Source organism: Chryseobacterium sp. Chry.R1 (assembly GCF_039645525.1).
In the GTDB taxonomy this organism is placed as follows: Bacteria; Bacteroidota; Bacteroidia; order Flavobacteriales; family Weeksellaceae; genus Chryseobacterium; species Chryseobacterium proteolyticum.
On sequence record NZ_CP151793.1, the window covers coordinates 1,900,066 to 1,919,776 of the forward strand.

Below are 19,711 nucleotides of genomic sequence, written 5' to 3' on the forward strand. Positions count from 1 at the left end.
TTTTTATAACACCATAAGGAGAGGGACTTTTATGAAATTCTAGGATGATTTTGTTGAATAAATTAATATGCATTGCATATTGAAAAAATATTTCACTTAATCATGATTTTTAACTTAATTTATTCATTAAAAGTGAGTTGTGTTTTAAAATAATAGTTAATTAGTTTTCTTTTGTTTGAAATGGGAATTATATTTTATTGATCGATTTCTTATATCGGTTGAATATTTTTTATTGGTTTTGATTTTTTATTGTGAAAAGTCCATAAATTCGCTAGACAATTAACAGATACTTTATGAAAACAAAATTTATCTTAGTGGCAAGTATTGCCGCTTGCTCTTTTGTATTTGGGCAAGACAAACCGTCAAAATTGATTTCTGGTAAAAACGGATTACACGCAGAGTTTATGAGATTTGATAAAAATGGACCTTCTTTTCAGGGAAGTCCGGTTTTGTTTGATGAAACTTCTCAAAGGTATATCCCTGCTGAAGCAAAAAAACTCAGCACAGAAAAGGACAGGTTGGGATTTGAAACGCATAGATTTCAACAAACTGTCAACAGCATCCCCGTTGAATATGGAACAATAGCTGTTCAGACCAAAGGCGGAAAAATTGTGGGTGAATCAGGAAAATGGATTCTTAAAGTTCCTGAGAAGCTTGAAAAAAGTACAAATATTTCCGAAGATATAGCATTGCAAAGTGCATTGTCATTTGTGGGAGCAGATTCATACAAATGGCAGAATAAAGAGGAAGAAGATTTTATTAAAAAAGAATCCAATGATCCTAACGCTAGTTTTGCCCCGAAAGCAGAGTTGGTTTATTACTCTGATCCTACTGATGAAAAGCTTCGTGATTTGAAATTAGCCTATAAGTTTGATATTTATGCGGAAAAGCCTCTTAGCAGACAGTATGTTTTTGTAGATGCTAAGAACGGGAAGATCCTGGGAACTGATGCGATAATTCATGATGTGAATGCTCCGGGAACTGCTACTACAGGGTATAGCGGAAACCGAAGTATTGTTGCAGATTCGTATAATGGAAGTTACAGATTGAGAGAAACCGGAAGAAATGCAGGGAGTGGTGCTGGGACTGCTGTAGAAACGTATAATTTAAAGAAAGGAACTAATTATTCTGCTGCTGTAGATTTTACGGATACTGATAACAATTGGAATAATGTAAATGCCAATAAAGATCAGTATGCTACTGATGCCCACTGGGGAGCAGAAGCAACTTTAGATTACTTATACACAAAATTTAACAGAAAAAGTATTGACAACAATAATTTTGCTATAAAATCTTATGTTCACTATTCTACCAATTATACAAATGCATTTTGGGACGGATCCAGAATGACATATGGTGATGGCGCCTCTAATACCACTGGCGGATTACCATTAACTGCTCTGGATGTTTGTGGGCACGAAATTACCCACGGAATGACTTCTAAAACTGCAAACCTTGCCTATCAAAGGGAGTCAGGTGCATTAAATGAAGGTTTCTCAGATGTATTTGGAAACTCAATAGAATTATGGGCGAGACCTTCACAGGCAAGCTGGAAATTAGGAGAAGATTTTAATTATGTCATCAGAGATATGTCTAATCCTAATGCTTACCGTCAGCCTGATACGTATAAAGGAACGTATTGGAAAGATGCGAGCAGCTCTTGTACTCCTCAGGGAAATCCTAATTTACCTGGATATAACGACTATTGTGGAGTACATACCAATTCAGGAGTTCTTAACTTTTGGTATTACTTGTTAGTAACCGGTGGTTCAGGAACTAATGATAACGGTTTTGCATACAATGTTTCAGGAATAGGATTGGATAAAGCGGGAGCTATTGCTTACAGAACATTGACTTCTTATCTTACTTCTTCATCTACTTATGCCAATGCAAGAACTTCTTCATTACAAGCTGCAGCAGATCTTTATGGTACAGGTAGTAATGAAGTTACTCAGGTAACCAATGCCTGGAATGCCGTAGGAGTTGGAGGTGGTACTTCCTCTGCAGGACGTGCTGTTGCTGAGCCAAATACTTCGCTATACACCATTAGTCCAAATCCGGCGACTGATAAATTTACAGTAATATTTGAAGGTAAAGCAGGAAAAGGAGTTGTTGAGGTAGTAAGCTTAACAGGTAAGAAAGAAATTTCTGAAAAAGTAGAGCTTACAGACGGGGTTAATAAACTTGGTTTACAGATTCCATCTACCATGCTTCCTGGAGTATATGTTGTAGTGGTTAATGGCCAGAAAGCTGGGAATTTAATCAAAAAATAATCTTAATATATTTAATTACAGAAAGGACATAAGAATTTCTTATGTCCTTTCTTTTATTGTATTGATCTGGGATTTTATACAAGATAAAACTCATTCAGTTTTTCTTCACATAGCGTTTTTACCACTTCAATCCATCGATCTTCATCATTTAAACAGGGTATATAATGGAAGTTTTCTCCACCACCATGTAAAAACTGTTCTTTGCCTTCTACTGAAATTTCTTCCAGGGTTTCAAGACAATCCGAAACGAATGCCGGGCAAACAATAGCCAGATTTTTGACTCCTTTTTTAGGGATTGTTTCTAACGTTTCATCGGTATAAGGTTCTATCCACTTATCCTTTCCCAGTCTGGACTGAAATGAAACAATGGTTTTTTCTTTGGGTAATCCCATTTTTGCAATAACAGTTTCAGTGGTCTTATAGCACTGATGTCTGTAGCAACGGGCATTATGGGCTTCTATTGTACTGTTAATGCAGTTGGAATCATCGATCTTACACGTGTGGGAAGGGTCTGTTTTATAGATATGTCTTTCCGGAACTCCATGATATGAAAACTGTAAGGCATCGAAATTTTCAGGAAGCTTTTCCTTGATACTTTCTGCTAGGCAGTTGATATAAATATCTCTATCGTAAAAAGGCTGGATATAATTGATCTTTACAGTTGGGAAAGTTTTCTTTCTTACTTCTTCTGCTTTTTCAATAACCGTTTCCGTTGTACTCATAGCATATTGAGGATACAATGGGAAAAGAACAATTTCGGAAACGCCCTGATCAACCAGTTTTTGAATCCCGGCTTCGATACTCGGCTGTGCATATCGCATTCCGATTTCCACAGGAACATCAACCAGCTTCTGTAACTTCTTCTGGATCTTCTCAGTGATCACTATCAATGGTGAACCCTCATCTGTCCAAACGGTTTTGTAAGCTTCAGCAGATTTGGCCGGTCTTGTATTGAGTATAATACCACGCACAAGGAGAGCTCTGAAAATCCAGCGATAATCTATAACCCTTTCGTCCATTAAAAACTCATCAAGATATTCCTTTACATCGTTTACAGCTGTAGATTTGGGAGAACCAAGATTTACAAGTAAAATTCCTTTTTTAGCCAATTTTTTTATTTTAATTATGAAAAATAGAGTTTTCGAAACTGATCATCAAATTTGATATCATCGCAAAGGTATTATTTTCAATGTTACCATTTTCATCAAATTTACTTTTGATCCCTTTTATAAGGAGTTGATGATCACTCTCCGTTGCAGCACCGAGTGTTCTTAAAATCAGTAAAAGTTCTGCATGTGCTTTTTCTCCCTGAGCCGAAGCTGTAATAACAGCCACAGGTTTTTCAGAAAAGATCGTAGTGGATACACACCATTCCAGAAGGTTTTTTAATCTGCTTGGAATGCTGAAAATATATTCCGGTGTAGAAAATAATACACCTGCAGAACCTTTAATATCTTCTCTGATCTTTAAAATTTCTACAGGTGTATTATGATCCGTTAGTTGCGTGTCAAAATGAGGAAAAATGGAAAGATCGTCGTAAATCTCGAAATCAATGCTGCTCGTTTTAATGGCGTACTGTATAAGTTTCCAATTACTGGAGTTCTTTGTGGCACTACCAATGATTACTACGATTTTCTTTCCTCCAGACATCAATTATCCATTTACAGCTTCCACTCTTTCGACCAAATCAGGAACGAATTGCTTTAAAATATTTTCGATCCCGTTTTTTAGGGTAGCCGTAGAGCTTGGACATCCTGAACATGCACCCTGTAATAGCATTTTCGCTGTTTTGTTGGCTTCGTCATATTCCATTAATGAAATTTTCCCGCCATCATTTTCCACTGCCGGTGCAACGTATTCATTTAATATATCAGAGATTTTCTGTTCATCATCCGTATAATCCCTGTTGATGATTTTTTCTACCGGATTCTCGTGCTTCTGAGGTTCAAGGTTTGAAATTTCACCTCCGTTCTGAAGATATTCAGCAATAAGCCCGCGTACAGCCATCATAACCTGATGCCATTCTACAGAATCGTTTCTTGTTACTGCAACGAAATTATCAGAGATAAATACTTCTTTAGCAAAATCAAATTCCTTAAAGATAGCCTGAGCTAAAGGAACTCCATCAACTTCAGTTCTTGATTTAACCTCTACAAAACCATCCAGTAATAATTTGCTGGAAACAAATTTCATCACATTAGGATTAGGAGTCATCTCTGCATAGATCTGATACATTTCCTTTTTCTTCTGAAGGTAAACCCTTGGGTTAGCAAGCAATTCATCTTCAATTACATTTTTCAGACTTTCAGCAACATGCTCCCACTCTACAGTATCTTGTTTTGCAACAGCCACAAAATTAGCCGTAATGAAAATTCTCTCTACAAAAGGATAGTTGAAAAGTTCCTGGGCAATAGGAATTTCTGAAATATCTGAACTTCTGTCCAATTCAAGAGACCCGGGAATCAAATTGTAATCAGCAACAAATTTCATCACTTTTGGGTTTTCTGTTGGCTCTATAAGTATCTTACGCATTTTTTCGTTAAATTTGAGATACAAAAATACGCAATTAGAAATTAGGAGGGAGAAGGAAGAAGTTAGATTTTTGCTATCACTGTAATTTAAAAATAGTGATTGCTTCACCTGATTTCAGAAGTTACTCATTTTCAAAATATCAAATTAACAATATGGCACTTATAAAAGAACTTTTGGGCAAAGCACCACAAATAGGGGAAAATACTTTTCTGGCAGAAACGGCAACTATCATTGGAGATGTTACTATGGGAAAAGAATGCAGCGTATGGTATAATGCAGTAATACGGGGAGATGTTAACTACATAAAAATGGGGGATAAGGTAAATGTCCAGGATAACGTCATGCTACACTGTACATATGAAAAGTATCCACTGGTTATAGGAAATAACGTTTCTATAGGGCATAACGCCATTGTGCACGGATGTACGGTTCAGGATAACGTTCTGATCGGAATGGGAGCAATTGTGATGGATGACTGCCTTGTGGAAGAAAATTCAATAATTGGTGCAGGATCGGTTGTTACTCAGGGAACGCATATTAAATCCGGAGAAGTATGGGGTGGTGTACCGGCCAGGAAAATAAAAGATATTTCCTCCCAGTTGCTTGAAGGAGAGGTTAACAGGATTGCCGATAATTATGTAAAGTATTCCTCATGGTATAAGGGATAAGATTAAAAATATGATATAAAAAAATGCTCTGTCAGATGACAGAGCATTTTTTTATCCTTAGTAAAAACTCCTGTTCGTGTATATAAAAATATTGTTTTATTGTCCTTCAAATATGAGCTCGGCTTTTCCATTCTTGCATTTTATGCCCTTGGGTTCTGCAATTACAGAACAATCCGAAGTAATCCCGTATTTGGTATTAAACTCTGCTTCTTTCTTATTGTAGCCTTCTATTAAAGGTAAAATCTGCTCTTCTGAAACTTTAGGATAAGCAATGTAAAATTTAGGACCACCACAAGCTTTTGCTCCCATCGGTGCTATTTTCCAGTCATCAGGATTACTGCATTTTTCCTTGGCAATTTCTGATTCTACTACTGCTTTTGCTTTTTCCAATTGAACTTCATCATATTTCTTGCTGTTTTCATCAGCGGGTCTTTCTGAAATATCTTTAGGTAAATTATCTGTCATATTTTTTGTGCCACAAGAAGCCAAAGCCATTGTTATACATAGTGATATCACAGAAATCTTCGCAGGTACTTTTCCCATATTAGTTTTTATCTTTAAAAAACGAACTCAAAAGTTATGCCACAAGAAGGATTTCAAATTCATTTTCCGTAATTTTGAAGACGATGAACAATCATTTTTTTGACATAATAGAGCACACCAACAGAAGTGTTTTCCTCACTGGAAAAGCAGGAACAGGTAAAACAACTTTTCTGAATGATTTTGTAAAAAAGACCAAGAAGAAGCACATTGTGATAGCACCTACAGGGATTGCTGCCATTAATGCAGGTGGAGTTACCATTCATTCCATGTTTGGGCTGCCATTACGAACATTTTTACCTACCACAGAAAGAATCGATGGAAGTTTAGCAAATAATATTGCTGATCTGATGCCTCATTTTAAGTACCGTAAGGATAAACTCAAGCTTTTAAGGGAAATAGAAATTATCATCATCGATGAGGTCTCGATGCTCAGGGCTGATGTCCTGGACATGATGGACTTTTCCTTAAGATTTGTCAGAAGAAATAATCAAAGATTCGGAGGGGTTCAGATGCTGTTCATTGGAGACTTGTATCAGCTTCCGCCGGTGGTAAGAGATGAACATATCCTGAAGATGTATTATCAGTCTCCTTTCTTTTTCGATAGCCTTGCAATCAAGGAAATTCCTTTGATTACTATTGAATTGACAAAAGTCTACCGTCAGTCCGATCAGGAATTCCTGGAAATCCTTAATGCTATCCGGGATGGCGATATCGCCAATATTGATTTTGAACATCTTAATGAGAGGTATGACCCCGATTTCGAAACGGGACAGGATTCATACGTTTATTTGTGTTCTCACAATAAAATGGCAGATGAGATCAATCAGAAAAAACTCGCAGAAATAAAAGTTGATCCCAGCACTTATGAAGCGAAACTCTTTGGGGAATTTAAAGAAAACCAGTTTCCGAATGATCAGTTTCTGGAGCTGAAGATGGGAGCTCAGATTATGTTTATCAGAAATGATATTTCTCCTGAGAAGAAATATTTTAATGGAAAGCTCGGGGAAATTGTGGGACTGGATGAAAATGAGATTCGTGTAGCTTTAGAAGGAAGTGAAAGAGAAATCGTTGTCAAAAGAGAAGTATGGGAACAGAAGAAATATTTCCTGGATACTGATAAAAATATTAAAGAGGAGGTTTTAGGAAGCTTTGAGCAATTTCCTATAAAACTGGCATGGGCAGTTACCATTCACAAAAGCCAGGGATTAACCTTTGATAAGGTAATTATTGATGCCGGGAAAAGTTTTACGGCAGGTCAGGTGTATGTTGCATTATCACGATGCAGGACGTTGGAGGGGATTGTTTTAAAATCAAAAATTACTCCTGAAGTCATATTTAAAGATACGAGGATACTTCAATTCCAGGGCGACACTTTTGCTAATGATCATGTAGAAGATATTTTAAATAGAGAAAAATACGATTACAGTATTAAAAAAGTGCTTCGTACAATTGATAGTTTATGGTTTCTGAAAGAAGTTGAAGAATGGAATAAGCTGTCTGTCGCAACAAAAAATATTGATCATGTAAAAACCAACCAGCTCTATCTTCAGCTAAAGCATGAAATTGTTCAGCTTGGAAAGATTTTTGGAAAACTGGAAAGGGTATTAACTCAAAAAATAGAGCTTCTTCTTGATAAGAAAGAGGAATGGTCTGAAATTGAAAATAAGGCAAAAGGGGCTGTTAATTTCTTTTTTACCGAGATACGCGACAAGGTTTTTAATCCTTTGAAAGATTTTTATGCTGAAATAAAAGGAGCAAAAGGGCTTAAGCAATATAACGAAGAATTTAAAGACTGGCTGGAAGATATTGAAGAATACCTGAATAGCCTGAAAGATATTCATTTGCTGGATACTAAACTTCTGGATGAGAAAAACAACCAGGAGGTCAGCCTGAAAATTGCCAAAGTTCCATCTCAGGTGCTTACCTTTCAACTATTTGAGCAAGGAAAAACAATTGGTGAAATCTCACTGGAAAGAGGGCTTGTAAAAGAAACCGTTATCGGGCACCTGGCGAAATTTGCAGAACAGGGTTTACTGGATATCTCCAGAGTCATTACTTCAGATAAGATTAAAGCTTTTGAAAAAGAATTTTACCAGAAACCGCACGAGACATTGACGGAATGGAAGAATGCTTTGCCGAATGATTTTGAATTTAATGAGATAAGAATTCTGATCAACCACTATAATTACAAAAAGGAAAAGAATTCCTAAGAATTCTTTTCCTGTCTATAGTATATTGAAAATTAAGGATACATTGCATTGATCGTATTGATGTCTCCTGTCGTAAAGCCTGTCCTGTTGTAGGTGAAATTGGTATTATCCGCTTTTTTAATGGTAGGTAATCCATTTTTAGAATACGAGGTTGGCCAGTACATCATCACTGAATTAATATTGAAAGGCCCGATATCTGTTCCCGAATTATAAATATTGAAATTATAAGCTTGTCCGCTCTGGATATTATCCCATTGGATGCTTACATATTGATCCCGGTCTTTACGGCAGTGCTCATGATAAAGCCCTACAGTATGTCCCATTTCATGGATCACTGATGCCGTAGAAATATTCTGATCCAATGAGATGTTTTGTTTACCTCCCTGGTATCCGATATGGGCCCACCCGTCATATCCGGAAGAGCTTCCGAAAATAAATTCTACATAATTGGATTGATTGGTACGGGGAATCCATTGGGTATTGGTTTTTGTATTATACTCATTGACTGCAGAAGTAATCTTATTTGCATTAATAGACCCCATATTGCTGGCTACGGTATAATAAATTTTGCCATTCGGCCACCTTGACAAAGTTGCTCCACCTTTATTTGCAGAATTATCTTCTGCTAGTTGTTTATCGGATAACACGATGTCTCCCTGGAAAAAATTCATTCCATTCTTTCTCTCGTAGGTAATAGCCTGTCCTCCTAATTTGCCCTGTTTAATGTTAGCTGAATTGAAAGCATCAGTTTGTGCTTCCGTCATCATTTCTTCATTGTTTTTACTGCATGATGTCAGAATCAAGGCAACAATCAGGCTGATCCATAGATTTCTTTTGGTTAACATTCTGCTTAAGAATGTTTTTTCAAATCGTTTTTTCATAATAATATTTTTTGTGGTATTAAACTATGATCCAATATGATAGGATCATATACAAATTTAATATTTTATTTCTCTTATATATGATTTATTTGTATGGATGCAGTATAAATTTTACTTATTGTTGATTTTTTTGATGCTACAGACTTTTAAAAAGGGGATTTGGAAAAGTATTTTTCGATCTCATTTCTAGAAAATCCATAAGAGGTCCGGATAAGGATTTTTTAATAGTTTTTGCCTGAAATAGGTCATCAGACTTATCAATTACAAAAAGTAACTAATGCAGTTTTTATGTGGTAAATTTGTATGTTTTTAAATCTCAATTTTATAATTACGAAATTGGCAAAGGAGGTTTCAGATCTTCTTTAGAAAATAATGATAATCTATGAAAAATTTTGAAATATCTGTTTTGGATCTTGCTCCGGTAAAGCAGGGAAAAAGCATCCACGATACCTTTCAGGACAGTCTGTCCCTGGCAAATTATGCTGAAAATATCAATTATAAAAGATTTTGGCTGGCAGAACACCATAATATGGCAAGCATAGCCAGTTCGGCGACCTCTGTTCTTATTGGTTTCATTGCAAATGGAACCCAAAAAATAAGAGTAGGGTCGGGAGGGGTTATGCTTCCCAATCACAGTTCACTGGTCATCGCCGAACAATTCGGGACACTTGAGTCTTTATTCCCGGGCAGAATTGATCTTGGGCTTGGAAGGGCTCCCGGAACGGATGGCATTACCGCCCAGGCACTAGGAAGGAATCCTGCAATTATCAACGAACAATTTCCCAGACAGATTCTGGAACTGCAAAGATATTTTTCCAAAGAAAATTCCAACTCTTTAGTTCGTGCGATTCCTGGTGAGGGACTGGATATTCCATTGTATATCCTGGGTTCGAGTACTGACAGTGCGTGGCTTGCAGCAGAATTGGGTCTTCCATATGCTTTTGCGGGACATTTTGCCCCTGAACAGATGGAAATGGCTTTCAGTATATACAGAGAACATTTTGAGCCATCCAAACAGCTTGACAAGCCTTATATTATGGCCTGTGTGAATGGAACTGCCGCAGAAACTTCAGAAGAGGCTCATCAGCTTTCTACCACATTATTTCAGGCATTTCTTAATATTATCAGAAACGATAGAAAGCCATTTGCTCCTCCTGTGGCGGATATGGATGATATATGGTCGCCTATGGAAAAATCGGCTGTGCTACAGAAATTGAGATACAGTTTTATCGGGGATCAATCTGAAATTGAAAAAAAATTAAAAGACTTCCAGGAAAAATTCAATGTAGACGAGCTTATCATCAATTCTCATATTTATGATCATCAGAAAAGACTTGATTCTTACGGGATTTTCAGGAAAGCTATGGACTCTTTAATCATAAAATAACAAACCATTTATATTAATTGGCGATGCCTTTTTTTATGAGTATCTTTGCAAAAATTTAAAGTAAAAATGTCTGATATTAAATTAAATACTATTCCTGAGGCTATCGAAGACCTTAAAAATGGTAAAATAATCATAGTAGTGGATGATGAGAACAGAGAAAATGAAGGAGATTTTCTTTGTGCTGCAGAACTTACAACTCCTGAACTGATCAACTTTATGGCAGTGCACGGGAGAGGACTTATCTGTATGCCTCTTCCTGAAAAAAGATGTGATGAACTAGGTCTTGACATCATGGTGAGCAGAAGCAGTGATCCTAAAGAAACAGCTTTTACGGTTTCCGTGGACCTTTTGGGAAATGGTACGTCAACCGGAATTTCAGCAGGTGACAGAGCTAAAACCATTCTTGCTTTAATGGACGAAAAATCCAAACCTACTGACTTTATGAGACCGGGACATATCTTTCCGCTTCGTGCAAAGAAAGGGGGAGTACTAAAAAGAGCCGGACATACTGAAGCGGCTATTGACCTTACACATTTGGCAGGTTTAAAAGAAGGTGGAGTAATCTGTGAAATTATGAATGAAGATGGCACGATGTCCCGTCTTCCCGACTTGTACGCATTTGCTCAGAAGCATGATATGAAGATTGTATCAATTGAGGATCTTATTCACTATCAGCTTAAAAAAGGGAATTTAGTTGACAGAATAGAAGAAAGAAAAGTGAAAACCCATTATGGGGAATTCGATTTTTATGCATTCAGGGAAACCTCTAATGAGCAGATTCATTTTGTACTGACCAAAGGTGCATGGACTATAGATGAACCGGTATTGGTAAGAGTACAGTCTTCTGATTCTTATTTTGATGTTTTAACAAGACTGAATAATGGGGAAACTCCGCTATTGGAGAAAGTAACCAAAATGATCAATGAAGAAGGGAAAGGAGTTATTATTTTTATTAATAATGTTTCCAATTCTGAAAACACATTGAAAAAATTACAGCAGTTCCTAGATTATCAGGATGGTCAGCAGCAACATCCGACATTAGCCTATAATTACAGGGACTACGGTATCGGAACACAGATTCTGAAAAACCTGGGAATTAATAAATTCAAAGTACTTACCCAGAATCCTGATGTAAAACCTCAGGTAGGAGGATATGATGTGGAAGTTACTGAGATGGTGAAATTATAGAAATATCTACGACATTTCAATATAAAAAATGGCTTGAGTAATCAAGCCATTTTTATTTCGTCAAAATTTCTGAAACCATTCAGGAAATCTTTGATATTCATTCTTTTTTTACCTTCCAGTTGGAGTTCTAATGGCTCATAGATTCCGTCCTGGGTATAAATTTTAAAAGTATTTTTGGATATCTCCAGTGTTCCGGGAGTTTCATTATGATGGGAAACCTCAAATTTTCCTCCAAAAATCTTTAATCCTTTATCTTCTTCTCCAATCTTCAGGGTCGTAAAAGCAGCAGGATACGGGGACATTCCCAGAATAAACTGATGGATGACTTTAGACGGAGCATTCCAGTTGATTTTAGTATCTTCTTTAAAAATTTTAAAGGCATTTTTAGGATGCTCAACCTGTGGTTGAGGTATTTCCTTAATAGAGTTTTCAGCAAGGCCATCCAAAGTACGTACAACAAGCTTTGATCCTATTTGCATTAATCTGTCGTGAAGACTTCCCGCGTTCTCATCCGGCAGCAACTGTAATTCTTCCTGAAGAAGGATATTTCCTTCGTCTATTTTTTCGTTGATAAAGAAAGTAGTTACCCCTGTCTTTTGTTCACCATTAATTACAGCATAATTAATAGGGGCCGCACCTCTGTAATCGGGAAGGAGGGAAGCATGAAGATTGAATGTCCCTATTCTTGGCATTTCAAAAAGAACTTTGGGCATCATTCTAAAAGCAACAACCACAAATACATCAGCATTCAGATCTTTGATTTGTTGTAAGAATTCAGGATTTCTCAATTTTTCCGGCTGGAAAACAGCAAGGTTATGTTCTTCAGCATATATTTTTACAGGAGACTGATGGATTTTCTGGCCCCGTCCGCTCGCTTTATCGGCAACTGTTACAACACCAACTACTTCATGATGAGACTGGTGAATAGCTTCTAAAGCAGTTTTAGCAAATTCGGGAGTACCTAGAAAAACGACTTTTAATGATTTCATACTGCAAAGATAAGTTTTTAGTTGAAGTTGAATGATGGGAATTTAGAAGTTAGAGGTTAGAGGTTAGAGGTTAGAGGTTAGAGGTTGCTAATTGAAAACTCATGAGAAATATTAATTTTTATCATTAATACATGAATACATTAATACATTAATACATGAATACATAACTACATTTTTCAACTAAGCCAAAGCATACGTCCTGAAATTCAGCATTTTTACTTTTCCGGAGTCCAATAGAAAAATCAGGTTTTCTAAGATGTTCTCTTTGGAATGATAACTCAGCTGGATGGAAAGCTCTTCAATAGTAGCCGGTCTCTTAGCCAATAATGTTATCAGCTGAGTCGATATATTCTTTCCAAAGATGGTTTGTTTATTCTTTTCGCAAATAGAACATTGCCCACAGGTTTTTGAATTTTTCTCTCCAAAATAGGACAAGATAAGCTTCATTTTGCAATAATCTTTGTTTTCTACATAAAACTTCATCTCCTCCCATTTTTGGATTTTATTTCTTTGAATATGTTCAAAAAGCTTCCAGTAGGCGCCATTGATGGTTCTTTCATCCCGGGGTTTTAAAAACTTAATACTGGATAGGGCTCCGTCTACATATTCGAGATAATTTTTTTGCTGGAGTTCTTTAAGACGTTCCTTTATTAAAGGAATTGCAATTCCAATTTTGTTGCTTACATTTTGTTCACTGAACATTACTTTATGAGTTGTTATTCCTGATACAGTGCGAAGCATAAGCTCGATAAAGTAAGCATCTTTTTTAGGAAGCTGATCTATTTCATCAGCCTGTATCAGCAACTCAAGTGAAGATAAACTTTTGTTGTCGTTGTGATAGATGATTTCCTGATTATGAAGAAAGTTCAGAACGTTTTTAATCTTGGCAACAGATAATTTTGTAAAATTCTGAATACCATTCATGTTCAATTGAAATACTTTTTCAGGAAGTTCATATTCGGCAACCTGAAAAACTGAGTAAAGGTAACTGATGATCTTCAGAAACTCTGCTTTGTTAGGAATCTGATTTTTTAATATCTGTTCAAAATTTACAATTTCCTGTTGGTTCCATAATAAATATGCAAAACTATCCTGCCCGTCTCTTCCTGCACGTCCTATTTCCTGATAGTAATTTTCAAGCGATGGAGAAGGGGAGTAATGAATTACAAACCGGACATTATCCTTGTCGATTCCCATACCAAAGGCATTAGTTGAGATCAGAACATAATCATTACGGGTGTTCCATAAATGTTGTTTAGCATTTTTTTCTTTTGTGGATAATCCTGCGTGAAAGTAATCTACATTCTTCAGCTGATTCCTGTGCAGAAATTCCGTAAGAAGTTCAGCTTCTTTTCGGGTACGGACATATATAATTCCTGAGTCATTATTGTACTTTAAAATATCATAAATCCGCTGGTATTTATCGGACACTTCTTCAGTAAAGATCCGTATATTTTCTCTTTTAAAGCTTTTTTGAAAAACTACAGGATTGATCAATCCCAGCTTTATTTTTATTTCTTCTAAAACTTTTGGGGTAGCAGTAGCAGTTAAAGCAAGGCATGGGATGTCGGGATTATTTTTTCTGAATTCCTTTATATTCTGGTAGCTTGGACGGAAATCCTGTCCCCATTCCGAAATACAGTGTGCTTCATCTACAGCAATAAACGAAAGCTGTATTTCTTCCATATTCTGGATAAACTGTCTGTTCGTTAATCTTTCCGGTGAAACGTAAAGCAGCTTGGTTAATCCGTCTTTGCATCGGTTAAAAATAACTTCTGCATCATAGTCATCAAGTTCCGAAGACAGATATTCCGCTTCAATTCCTCTGAATTTAAGCTGATTTACCTGATCCTTCATCAGGGCAAGCAAGGGAGAGATTACGAGGCATACACCTTCCCGGAACAAAGCCGGAAGCTGATAGCATAGGGATTTTCCGGCTCCTGTAGGAAGTAAAACCAGTGTGTCTTTTTCGTTAATAATAGAATTAATAATTTCTTCCTGAGAATCTCTGAAACTATCGTATCCCCAGAAATATTTAAGGGTCTTATATTTTAACTGGTCAAAATCGCTTGAAGAAATCATGGCATAAAAATAAGGAAAGTATCACAACAAAAAAAGTCACGCAATGCGTGACTTTTGTATAATGAATAAATAGTTTATTATTTAGCCTCGAAGTAAACTCTTCTGTTTGCTCTGTTTTTCCATTCAGGGCATTTAGTAGCTGGTTCACATTCAGGATATTTAAGGTCTTTTTCACCTTTACCGATAGCATTTAACTTACCTGTCTGAACACCATTTTTGATTAAGTAATTCTTAACGTTATTAGCTCTTCTTTCAGATAATTTTTTGTTGTAAGCATCAGTTCCTCTTGTATCTGTTGCTCCAATTACATTATAAGAACCAGTTGATTGATTGATATAAGTAACAGCATTGTTAAGGATTGGTGTATTTGAAGGTAAGATTCTGTCAGAATTTAAATCGAATTCAATTCCTTCAAGAGTTCTTTCTTCTTCTTTTACAGGTCCTGTAGTTGCTGTAGGACAACCGTTGTTTTCAACAGGTCCAGGAACAGTAACACACTTATCGTAAAGATCGATTACACCATCAAGGTCTGTGTCAAGGGCAACACCTGCACCGTCCACTCTTGCACCGGCAGGAGTATCAAGCTGTCTGTCCCAATCGTCACAAACTCCGTCATTATCAGCATCTCCTTTTTTACAAACTTCGATATCCTGGTTTTTGTTAGCCAAAACATCTAATTTATAATAGATTTCCTGTAATGGGTCATGCCACATTAAATGAGACTCGTGTTTTCCTAATTTTAAAGAAACCCCTAAAGTAGCATTGAAGAAATTATCAGACGTTCCTTCTTCTCTTTGGTTGATTGCACTGTATGGTGCACCTCCACCGTCGAAAGAATCATCACCTGTAACTACGTACATTACTCTACCTTCGATGTCTAAGCTTCTGTTTACTTTGAATTTAAGACCTGCTCCGGCTTGTCCAAACAGAGAGTTGAATTTAAAAGGTTTAACTTCTGTCATTAGCTTTTGCCCAGAAGGATCTTTTAAATAAGCTCTATATGCTAGAGTACCGATACCTGCATACCCGTGAAGCGCCCATCTGTAAGTTGAGTGATTATCAACTCTTCTTAATAAATTAGAGAAGTTAACATCCCCCAAGATTGAGATCGCATCGTATTGAGTTCTTGCACCAATTCTGTCTCTTACAGCTAAATCAGTAGGAGCTGAATTTTTTGTGTTGAAGAATCCTTGTCTGGTCTCTCCTCTGTCGTATTGTAAGTTAATACCAAAAGCATGAGTAATAGCTTTATCGATACTTACATATGCAGAATATCCGAAAAGATTTTTACCATTACCATTTTTGATAGATGTTAAATCCGCTGATTGCATTAATGGTACCCCGGCACCAAATGAAATCGCCCAGTCGTTGAATCTTTTAGACTTCTGTGTAAAAGGGGATACATTGGCAGAACCCGAAGAAAATGTATTAGGATATTCTCCTTTTGAAACTGCCGTTGAGTCTTGAGCAAAAGAAGCTGTTGGAACAGCTAATGCTAATGCTACAATTGCTAAACTTAATTTCATAGTGTATTTTTTTTATTTAGTTAATTAAATGATTTCTTTAGTCGTTGTGATTACTTTCCTGTCGGACAACCGTTGTTTTCAGCAGGTCCCGGAACTGTAACACATTTATCATACAAATCAATAACGCCATCAAGGTCCATGTCTAATGCAACACCAGCACCATCTACTCTTGCACCGGCAGGAGTATTAAGTTCTCTGTCCCAATCGTCACAAACTCCGTCGTTATCGTTGTCTCCTTTTTCACAAACTACAAGATCAGTTGTCGCTTTTTCTAGCTCTTCTGTTCTGTAATAAGCTTCCTGTAAAGGATCATGCCATGCCAGATGCGACATATGTTTTCCTAATTTAAAGGATACCCCTAAGTTTACGGTCCACATATTATCAGATCTTGATTTGTTGATCATGTTGTACTTAGATACTTTAGATGCAGGATCATAATCAGCAGGTCCGGCATTACCTCCACCGTCGAACTCGTCATCACCACTGATGATATACATTGTTCTGGCTTCAATATCGATAAGTTTTGAAACGTTATATTTCACTCCAAACCCGAATTGGTAGAAAATAGAGTTGATGTCTATATCCTGTTTGATAAATAAAGGAACTCTTCTTGGAGCATTACTCCATCTGAATTCGTTGTTGTCATGCAGGGAAGTGTTATATCCCATAACACCAATTCCCCCATATCCATGGAAAGCCCATCTGTATGGAGAATGATTATCAACTCTTCTTAATAGATTTGAGAAATTTACATCCCCCAATAAAGCTATCTGATCGTATCTTGTGTTGGCTACACCCACTCCAGCAGCTACACCGGCAGCACCGGCTAATTTAGCTTTTTGATTCGTTTCTCCTCTCTGGTAGATAAGGCTTACCCCAAAAACGTGAGAGATCTGTTTGTCCAAACTGATATATGCATTGTATCCCCAATTGATCTTTCCATCATAAAATGAAGTAAGATCGGCATGTGGCATAAATGCAGCACCTCCACCGATTGATATAGACCAATCGTTAAATCTTCTTGCCTTATTATCAAAAGGCTGAACATTAGCGGAACCCGAGGAGAATGTATTAGGGTACTTGTCCGACGAATTTACTGTAGTACTGTCCTGAGCATAAGTAGCAATAGGCAGCGCGGCCAATAATAATAAACCTAATTTCATACAATATGTTTTATGTTTTGTTTGATAACATCATTTAATAATACTCTGGAAAATTCCCTTTCATAAAGATGTTTGGTATGAGGGATTTCCAACCTTTCTGATATAAATTTTAACTCATCATACTTAACAATATCAATATCAATAATGCGGTCTTTATAACCTCCAGAGGATTTTGAATCGCTAGTTCTTCCCATTTCAAATTCAATACTTTTAACAAAATCAAGCAGTTGAATAGGCGAAAGATGTGTGCGTATTATTGTTGCAATATTACAAAAAATATTAGAACTAACAAACTCTACGGGGTCAGATGTTAAAAAAATGCTAATATTTAACATTTCAATTCCACCGGCTTTTAACATTTCAATAGCCTGTTCTATATTTTTTTTTCCATCCCCAAGGTTACTCCCTAGTAACAAAACTACCTTATGTTGCGACATATTAAAAAATGATTGATATATGAAAAGTTTTTTTAAAAATGTTTTAGCAAATATAGTGGCAATTGTCATACTATGTGCTGTATTTTTCTTCTTTTTTATAGTCATGCTGGTATTTAGTTCTATGAGTAGTGATAAATCGGTAGTGGTAAAAAAGAACTCAGTTTTAACGATCAATTTAAAGACGATCATAATTGATAGCCCTACTGAAGAACAAACGGGTGTATTTAATATAGGAAATCAGAATAAAAGCATTTTAATATATGAAGCTTTAGAAGCCATTGAAAAAGCTAAAACGGATGACAATATTAAAGGAATCAGTATTGAGGCGGATGATCTAAATGCGGGAATTACACAAATCGACGATTTACGGAATGCTATACAGGATTTTAAGAAGAGTGGAAAATTTGTGTATGCTTATGGAAATGCGGCTTCACAGTCATCTTATTACCTGGGATCTGTAGCGGATAAATATTTTCTGAATCCTTCCGGTATGATCGAATTAAAAGGATTGGCTACAGAAGTTACCTTTTTCAAGGATTTTGCGGATAAATACGGAATCGGAATTGAAGTGATCCGTCATGGAAAATTTAAATCTGCAGTAGAACCGTTTTTACGAAATGATATTTCTCCAGAAAATAAAGAGCAATTAAGTACTCTTCTTAACGATCTGTGGAAAAATACATCTTCGAAAATTGCAACATCAAGAAAAATTGATTCATTACAGTTTAAGACTATTGTTGATAGTTTGTATGGTATGATTCCTGAACAAAGTCTGAAGTATAAACTGGCAGATCAGCTTATTCAGAAAACGGAATATGATGAGCTTATTAAATCTAAGCTAAGCTTAAAAGAAAAAGATAAGCTGAACAAAATTTCATTAGGAAAGTATATCAACTCTTATTCTGATGATGAAAAATCAGGAGATAAAGTAGCGGTATTGTATGCTTCCGGTTCTATAAACAATGGAGATGGTTATAATGAAATTTACTCTGAAAAATACATTAAGTATATCAAGGATCTTCAGGAAAATGATAAAGTAAAAGCAGTTGTATTCAGGATCAATTCCCCGGGAGGAAGTGCTAATGCATCCGATGAGATCTTGTTTGAGCTTCAGCAGCTAAAAAAGAAAAAACCACTGATTGTTTCTTTTGGTGATTATGCTGCGTCAGGAGGGTATTATATTGCAATGGCTGCAGATAAAATTTATTCTGAACCTAATACCTTGACCGGATCAATTGGAGTTTTTGGAGTAATTCCTTATTTCAAGGATATTGCCAATAAGAATGGAATCCGATCAGATATTGTCGCTACGAATGCCAATTCGCAATATTATTCAGGTTTGAACGGTGTAACTCCATATGGTGTAAGTATGATTACAAAAAGTGTGGAAGGAACATATAAAAGATTTGTACACTTTGTAACCCAAAACAGAAAACAGACATTTGAGCAGATCGATAACATCGGTGGCGGAAGAGTATGGAGTGGTGTAAGAGCTAAACAAATCGGTTTGGTGGATGAATTGGGAACATTAAATGATGCCGTGAAATTTGCAGCGCAAAAAGCCGGATTGAAATCTTATAATGTGGCCTCGTATCCTAAGAAGATGTCTCCTTTTGAACAAATATTTAAAGACCTGAATGAAGATGATATTTCTGCAAGAGTTATCAAAAGCAAAATAGGTAAAGCCAATTATGAAATTTTACAACAGATTACAGAAGAGAAGCTAAGATCTGAGGTGAAAATGGAAATGCCTTATCAGATAAAGATCAACTAAATTATTATATTGTTTTAAAAAAAGACCGGCTTGAATTTCAAGTCGGTCTTTTAATTTT

General features: G+C 36.3%; 16 protein-coding genes. 6 read left to right on the forward strand and 10 right to left on the reverse strand.

Annotated features, from left to right (window positions below):
- Nucleotides 1-293 precede the first annotated feature (293 nt).
- On the forward strand, nt 294-2,273 hold the full coding sequence (locus AAEU33_RS08740) for a M4 family metallopeptidase (RefSeq protein WP_345992095.1): 1,980 nt from the start codon (nt 294-296) through the stop codon (nt 2,271-2,273).
- A gap of 74 nt (nt 2,274-2,347) precedes the next feature.
- Here the strand turns inward: AAEU33_RS08740 and hemH are convergent, their stop codons facing one another.
- Genes hemH through AAEU33_RS08755 form a run of 3 tightly spaced genes read right to left on the reverse strand, consistent with a single transcriptional unit; the run spans nt 2,348 to nt 4,805 of the window.
- On the reverse strand, nt 2,348-3,382 hold the full coding sequence (gene hemH / locus AAEU33_RS08745; RefSeq protein ID WP_345992097.1) for a ferrochelatase: 1,035 nt from the start codon (nt 3,380-3,382) through the stop codon (nt 2,348-2,350).
- 10 nt (nt 3,383-3,392) lie between these two features.
- The gene (locus AAEU33_RS08750; protein WP_345992099.1) at nt 3,393-3,923 is read right to left on the reverse strand and encodes an NAD(P)H-dependent oxidoreductase; all 531 of its coding nucleotides are present in this window, start codon (nt 3,921-3,923) and stop codon (nt 3,393-3,395) included.
- Between the two features lie 3 nt (nt 3,924-3,926).
- The gene (locus tag AAEU33_RS08755) at nt 3,927-4,805 is read right to left on the reverse strand and encodes a NifU family protein (RefSeq protein WP_345992101.1); all 879 of its coding nucleotides are present in this window, start codon (nt 4,803-4,805) and stop codon (nt 3,927-3,929) included.
- A 152-nt stretch (nt 4,806-4,957) separates the two neighbouring features.
- Here AAEU33_RS08755 and AAEU33_RS08760 point away from each other — a divergent pair, with 152 nt between their 5' ends.
- A complete protein-coding gene (locus AAEU33_RS08760) occupies nt 4,958-5,473 on the forward strand; it encodes a gamma carbonic anhydrase family protein (protein WP_273649313.1) in 516 nt (171 codons plus the stop codon).
- Between the two features lie 96 nt (nt 5,474-5,569).
- Here the strand turns inward: AAEU33_RS08760 and AAEU33_RS08765 are convergent, their stop codons facing one another.
- Nucleotides 5,570-5,938: a hypothetical protein gene (locus tag AAEU33_RS08765; RefSeq protein ID WP_345992103.1), complete on the reverse strand. Its 369-nt coding sequence runs from the start codon at nt 5,936-5,938 to the stop codon at nt 5,570-5,572.
- Between the two features lie 161 nt (nt 5,939-6,099).
- On the opposite strand from AAEU33_RS08765, the gene AAEU33_RS08770 reads away from it, so the two are divergent.
- Nucleotides 6,100-8,226: a helix-turn-helix domain-containing protein gene (locus tag AAEU33_RS08770; RefSeq protein ID WP_345992105.1), complete on the forward strand. Its 2,127-nt coding sequence runs from the start codon at nt 6,100-6,102 to the stop codon at nt 8,224-8,226.
- Between the two features lie 32 nt (nt 8,227-8,258).
- Here the strand turns inward: AAEU33_RS08770 and AAEU33_RS08775 are convergent, their stop codons facing one another.
- Nucleotides 8,259-9,107, reverse strand: coding sequence for a M12 family metallopeptidase (locus tag AAEU33_RS08775; protein ID WP_345992107.1), 849 nt, complete (start codon nt 9,105-9,107; stop codon nt 8,259-8,261).
- A gap of 382 nt (nt 9,108-9,489) precedes the next feature.
- Here AAEU33_RS08775 and AAEU33_RS08780 point away from each other — a divergent pair, with 382 nt between their 5' ends.
- Together AAEU33_RS08780 and ribB are read left to right on the forward strand one after the other, a co-directional pair.
- Nucleotides 9,490-10,494 carry an LLM class flavin-dependent oxidoreductase gene (locus AAEU33_RS08780; protein WP_172280299.1) on the forward strand — a complete coding sequence of 335 codons (1,005 nt, stop codon included), beginning with the start codon at nt 9,490-9,492 and terminating at the stop codon, nt 10,492-10,494.
- 66 nt (nt 10,495-10,560) lie between these two features.
- Nucleotides 10,561-11,682, forward strand: a complete 1,122-nt coding sequence (ribB, locus tag AAEU33_RS08785; RefSeq protein ID WP_172280297.1) for a 3,4-dihydroxy-2-butanone-4-phosphate synthase — start codon at nt 10,561-10,563, stop codon at nt 11,680-11,682.
- A gap of 41 nt (nt 11,683-11,723) precedes the next feature.
- On the opposite strand, the gene fmt is transcribed toward ribB, so the two are convergent.
- The 5 genes from fmt to folK all read right to left on the reverse strand — a co-directional run bounded on the left by fmt (nt 11,724) and on the right by folK (nt 17,984).
- Nucleotides 11,724-12,671, reverse strand: coding sequence for a methionyl-tRNA formyltransferase (gene fmt / locus AAEU33_RS08790; RefSeq protein WP_172280296.1), 948 nt, complete (start codon nt 12,669-12,671; stop codon nt 11,724-11,726).
- Nucleotides 12,672-12,851: 180 nt separating this feature from the next.
- The gene (locus AAEU33_RS08795; protein WP_172280294.1) at nt 12,852-14,753 is read right to left on the reverse strand and encodes an ATP-dependent DNA helicase RecQ; all 1,902 of its coding nucleotides are present in this window, start codon (nt 14,751-14,753) and stop codon (nt 12,852-12,854) included.
- A gap of 77 nt (nt 14,754-14,830) precedes the next feature.
- Complete coding sequence (locus tag AAEU33_RS08800) at nt 14,831-16,279, reverse strand: OmpA family protein (RefSeq protein WP_172280292.1); 1,449 nt, start codon at nt 16,277-16,279, stop codon at nt 14,831-14,833.
- 50 nt (nt 16,280-16,329) lie between these two features.
- A complete protein-coding gene (locus tag AAEU33_RS08805) occupies nt 16,330-17,442 on the reverse strand; it encodes an OmpA family protein (RefSeq protein WP_172280290.1) in 1,113 nt (370 codons plus the stop codon).
- Nucleotides 17,439-17,984: a 2-amino-4-hydroxy-6-hydroxymethyldihydropteridine diphosphokinase gene (gene folK, locus AAEU33_RS08810; RefSeq protein WP_306614077.1), complete on the reverse strand. Its 546-nt coding sequence runs from the start codon at nt 17,982-17,984 to the stop codon at nt 17,439-17,441. The genes AAEU33_RS08805 and folK overlap by 4 nt, the downstream gene beginning before the upstream one ends.
- Here folK and sppA point away from each other — a divergent pair.
- Nucleotides 17,899-19,653, forward strand: coding sequence for a signal peptide peptidase SppA (sppA, locus tag AAEU33_RS08815; RefSeq protein WP_345992111.1), 1,755 nt, complete (start codon nt 17,899-17,901; stop codon nt 19,651-19,653). The genes folK and sppA overlap by 86 nt on opposite strands.
- The last annotated feature ends 58 nt before the right edge of the window (nt 19,654-19,711 follow it).

Excerpts from the sequence above, each read along its gene's own strand:
- AAEU33_RS08740 (WP_345992095.1), top strand. The coding sequence starts at position 294 with ATGAAAACAAAATTTATCTTAGTGGCAAGTATTGCCGCTTGCTCTTTT.
- AAEU33_RS08750 (WP_345992099.1), bottom strand. The coding sequence starts at position 3,923 with ATGTCTGGAGGAAAGAAAATCGTAGTAATCATTGGTAGTGCCACAAAG.
- AAEU33_RS08755 (WP_345992101.1), bottom strand. The coding sequence starts at position 4,805 with ATGCGTAAGATACTTATAGAGCCAACAGAAAACCCAAAAGTGATGAAA.
- AAEU33_RS08760 (WP_273649313.1), top strand. The coding sequence starts at position 4,958 with ATGGCACTTATAAAAGAACTTTTGGGCAAAGCACCACAAATAGGGGAA.
- AAEU33_RS08765 (WP_345992103.1), bottom strand. The coding sequence starts at position 5,938 with ATGACAGATAATTTACCTAAAGATATTTCAGAAAGACCCGCTGATGAA.
- AAEU33_RS08770 (WP_345992105.1), top strand. The coding sequence starts at position 6,100 with ATGAACAATCATTTTTTTGACATAATAGAGCACACCAACAGAAGTGTT.
- AAEU33_RS08775 (WP_345992107.1), bottom strand. The coding sequence starts at position 9,107 with ATGAAAAAACGATTTGAAAAAACATTCTTAAGCAGAATGTTAACCAAA.
- AAEU33_RS08780 (WP_172280299.1), top strand. The coding sequence starts at position 9,490 with ATGAAAAATTTTGAAATATCTGTTTTGGATCTTGCTCCGGTAAAGCAG.
- ribB (WP_172280297.1), top strand. The coding sequence starts at position 10,561 with ATGTCTGATATTAAATTAAATACTATTCCTGAGGCTATCGAAGACCTT.
- fmt (WP_172280296.1), bottom strand. The coding sequence starts at position 12,671 with ATGAAATCATTAAAAGTCGTTTTTCTAGGTACTCCCGAATTTGCTAAA.
- AAEU33_RS08795 (WP_172280294.1), bottom strand. The coding sequence starts at position 14,753 with ATGATTTCTTCAAGCGATTTTGACCAGTTAAAATATAAGACCCTTAAA.
- AAEU33_RS08800 (WP_172280292.1), bottom strand. The coding sequence starts at position 16,279 with ATGAAATTAAGTTTAGCAATTGTAGCATTAGCATTAGCTGTTCCAACA.
- AAEU33_RS08805 (WP_172280290.1), bottom strand. The coding sequence starts at position 17,442 with ATGAAATTAGGTTTATTATTATTGGCCGCGCTGCCTATTGCTACTTAT.
- sppA (WP_345992111.1), top strand. The coding sequence starts at position 17,899 with ATGAAAAGTTTTTTTAAAAATGTTTTAGCAAATATAGTGGCAATTGTC.
- folK (WP_306614077.1), bottom strand. The coding sequence starts at position 17,984 with ATGACTATAAAAAAGAAGAAAAATACAGCACATAGTATGACAATTGCC.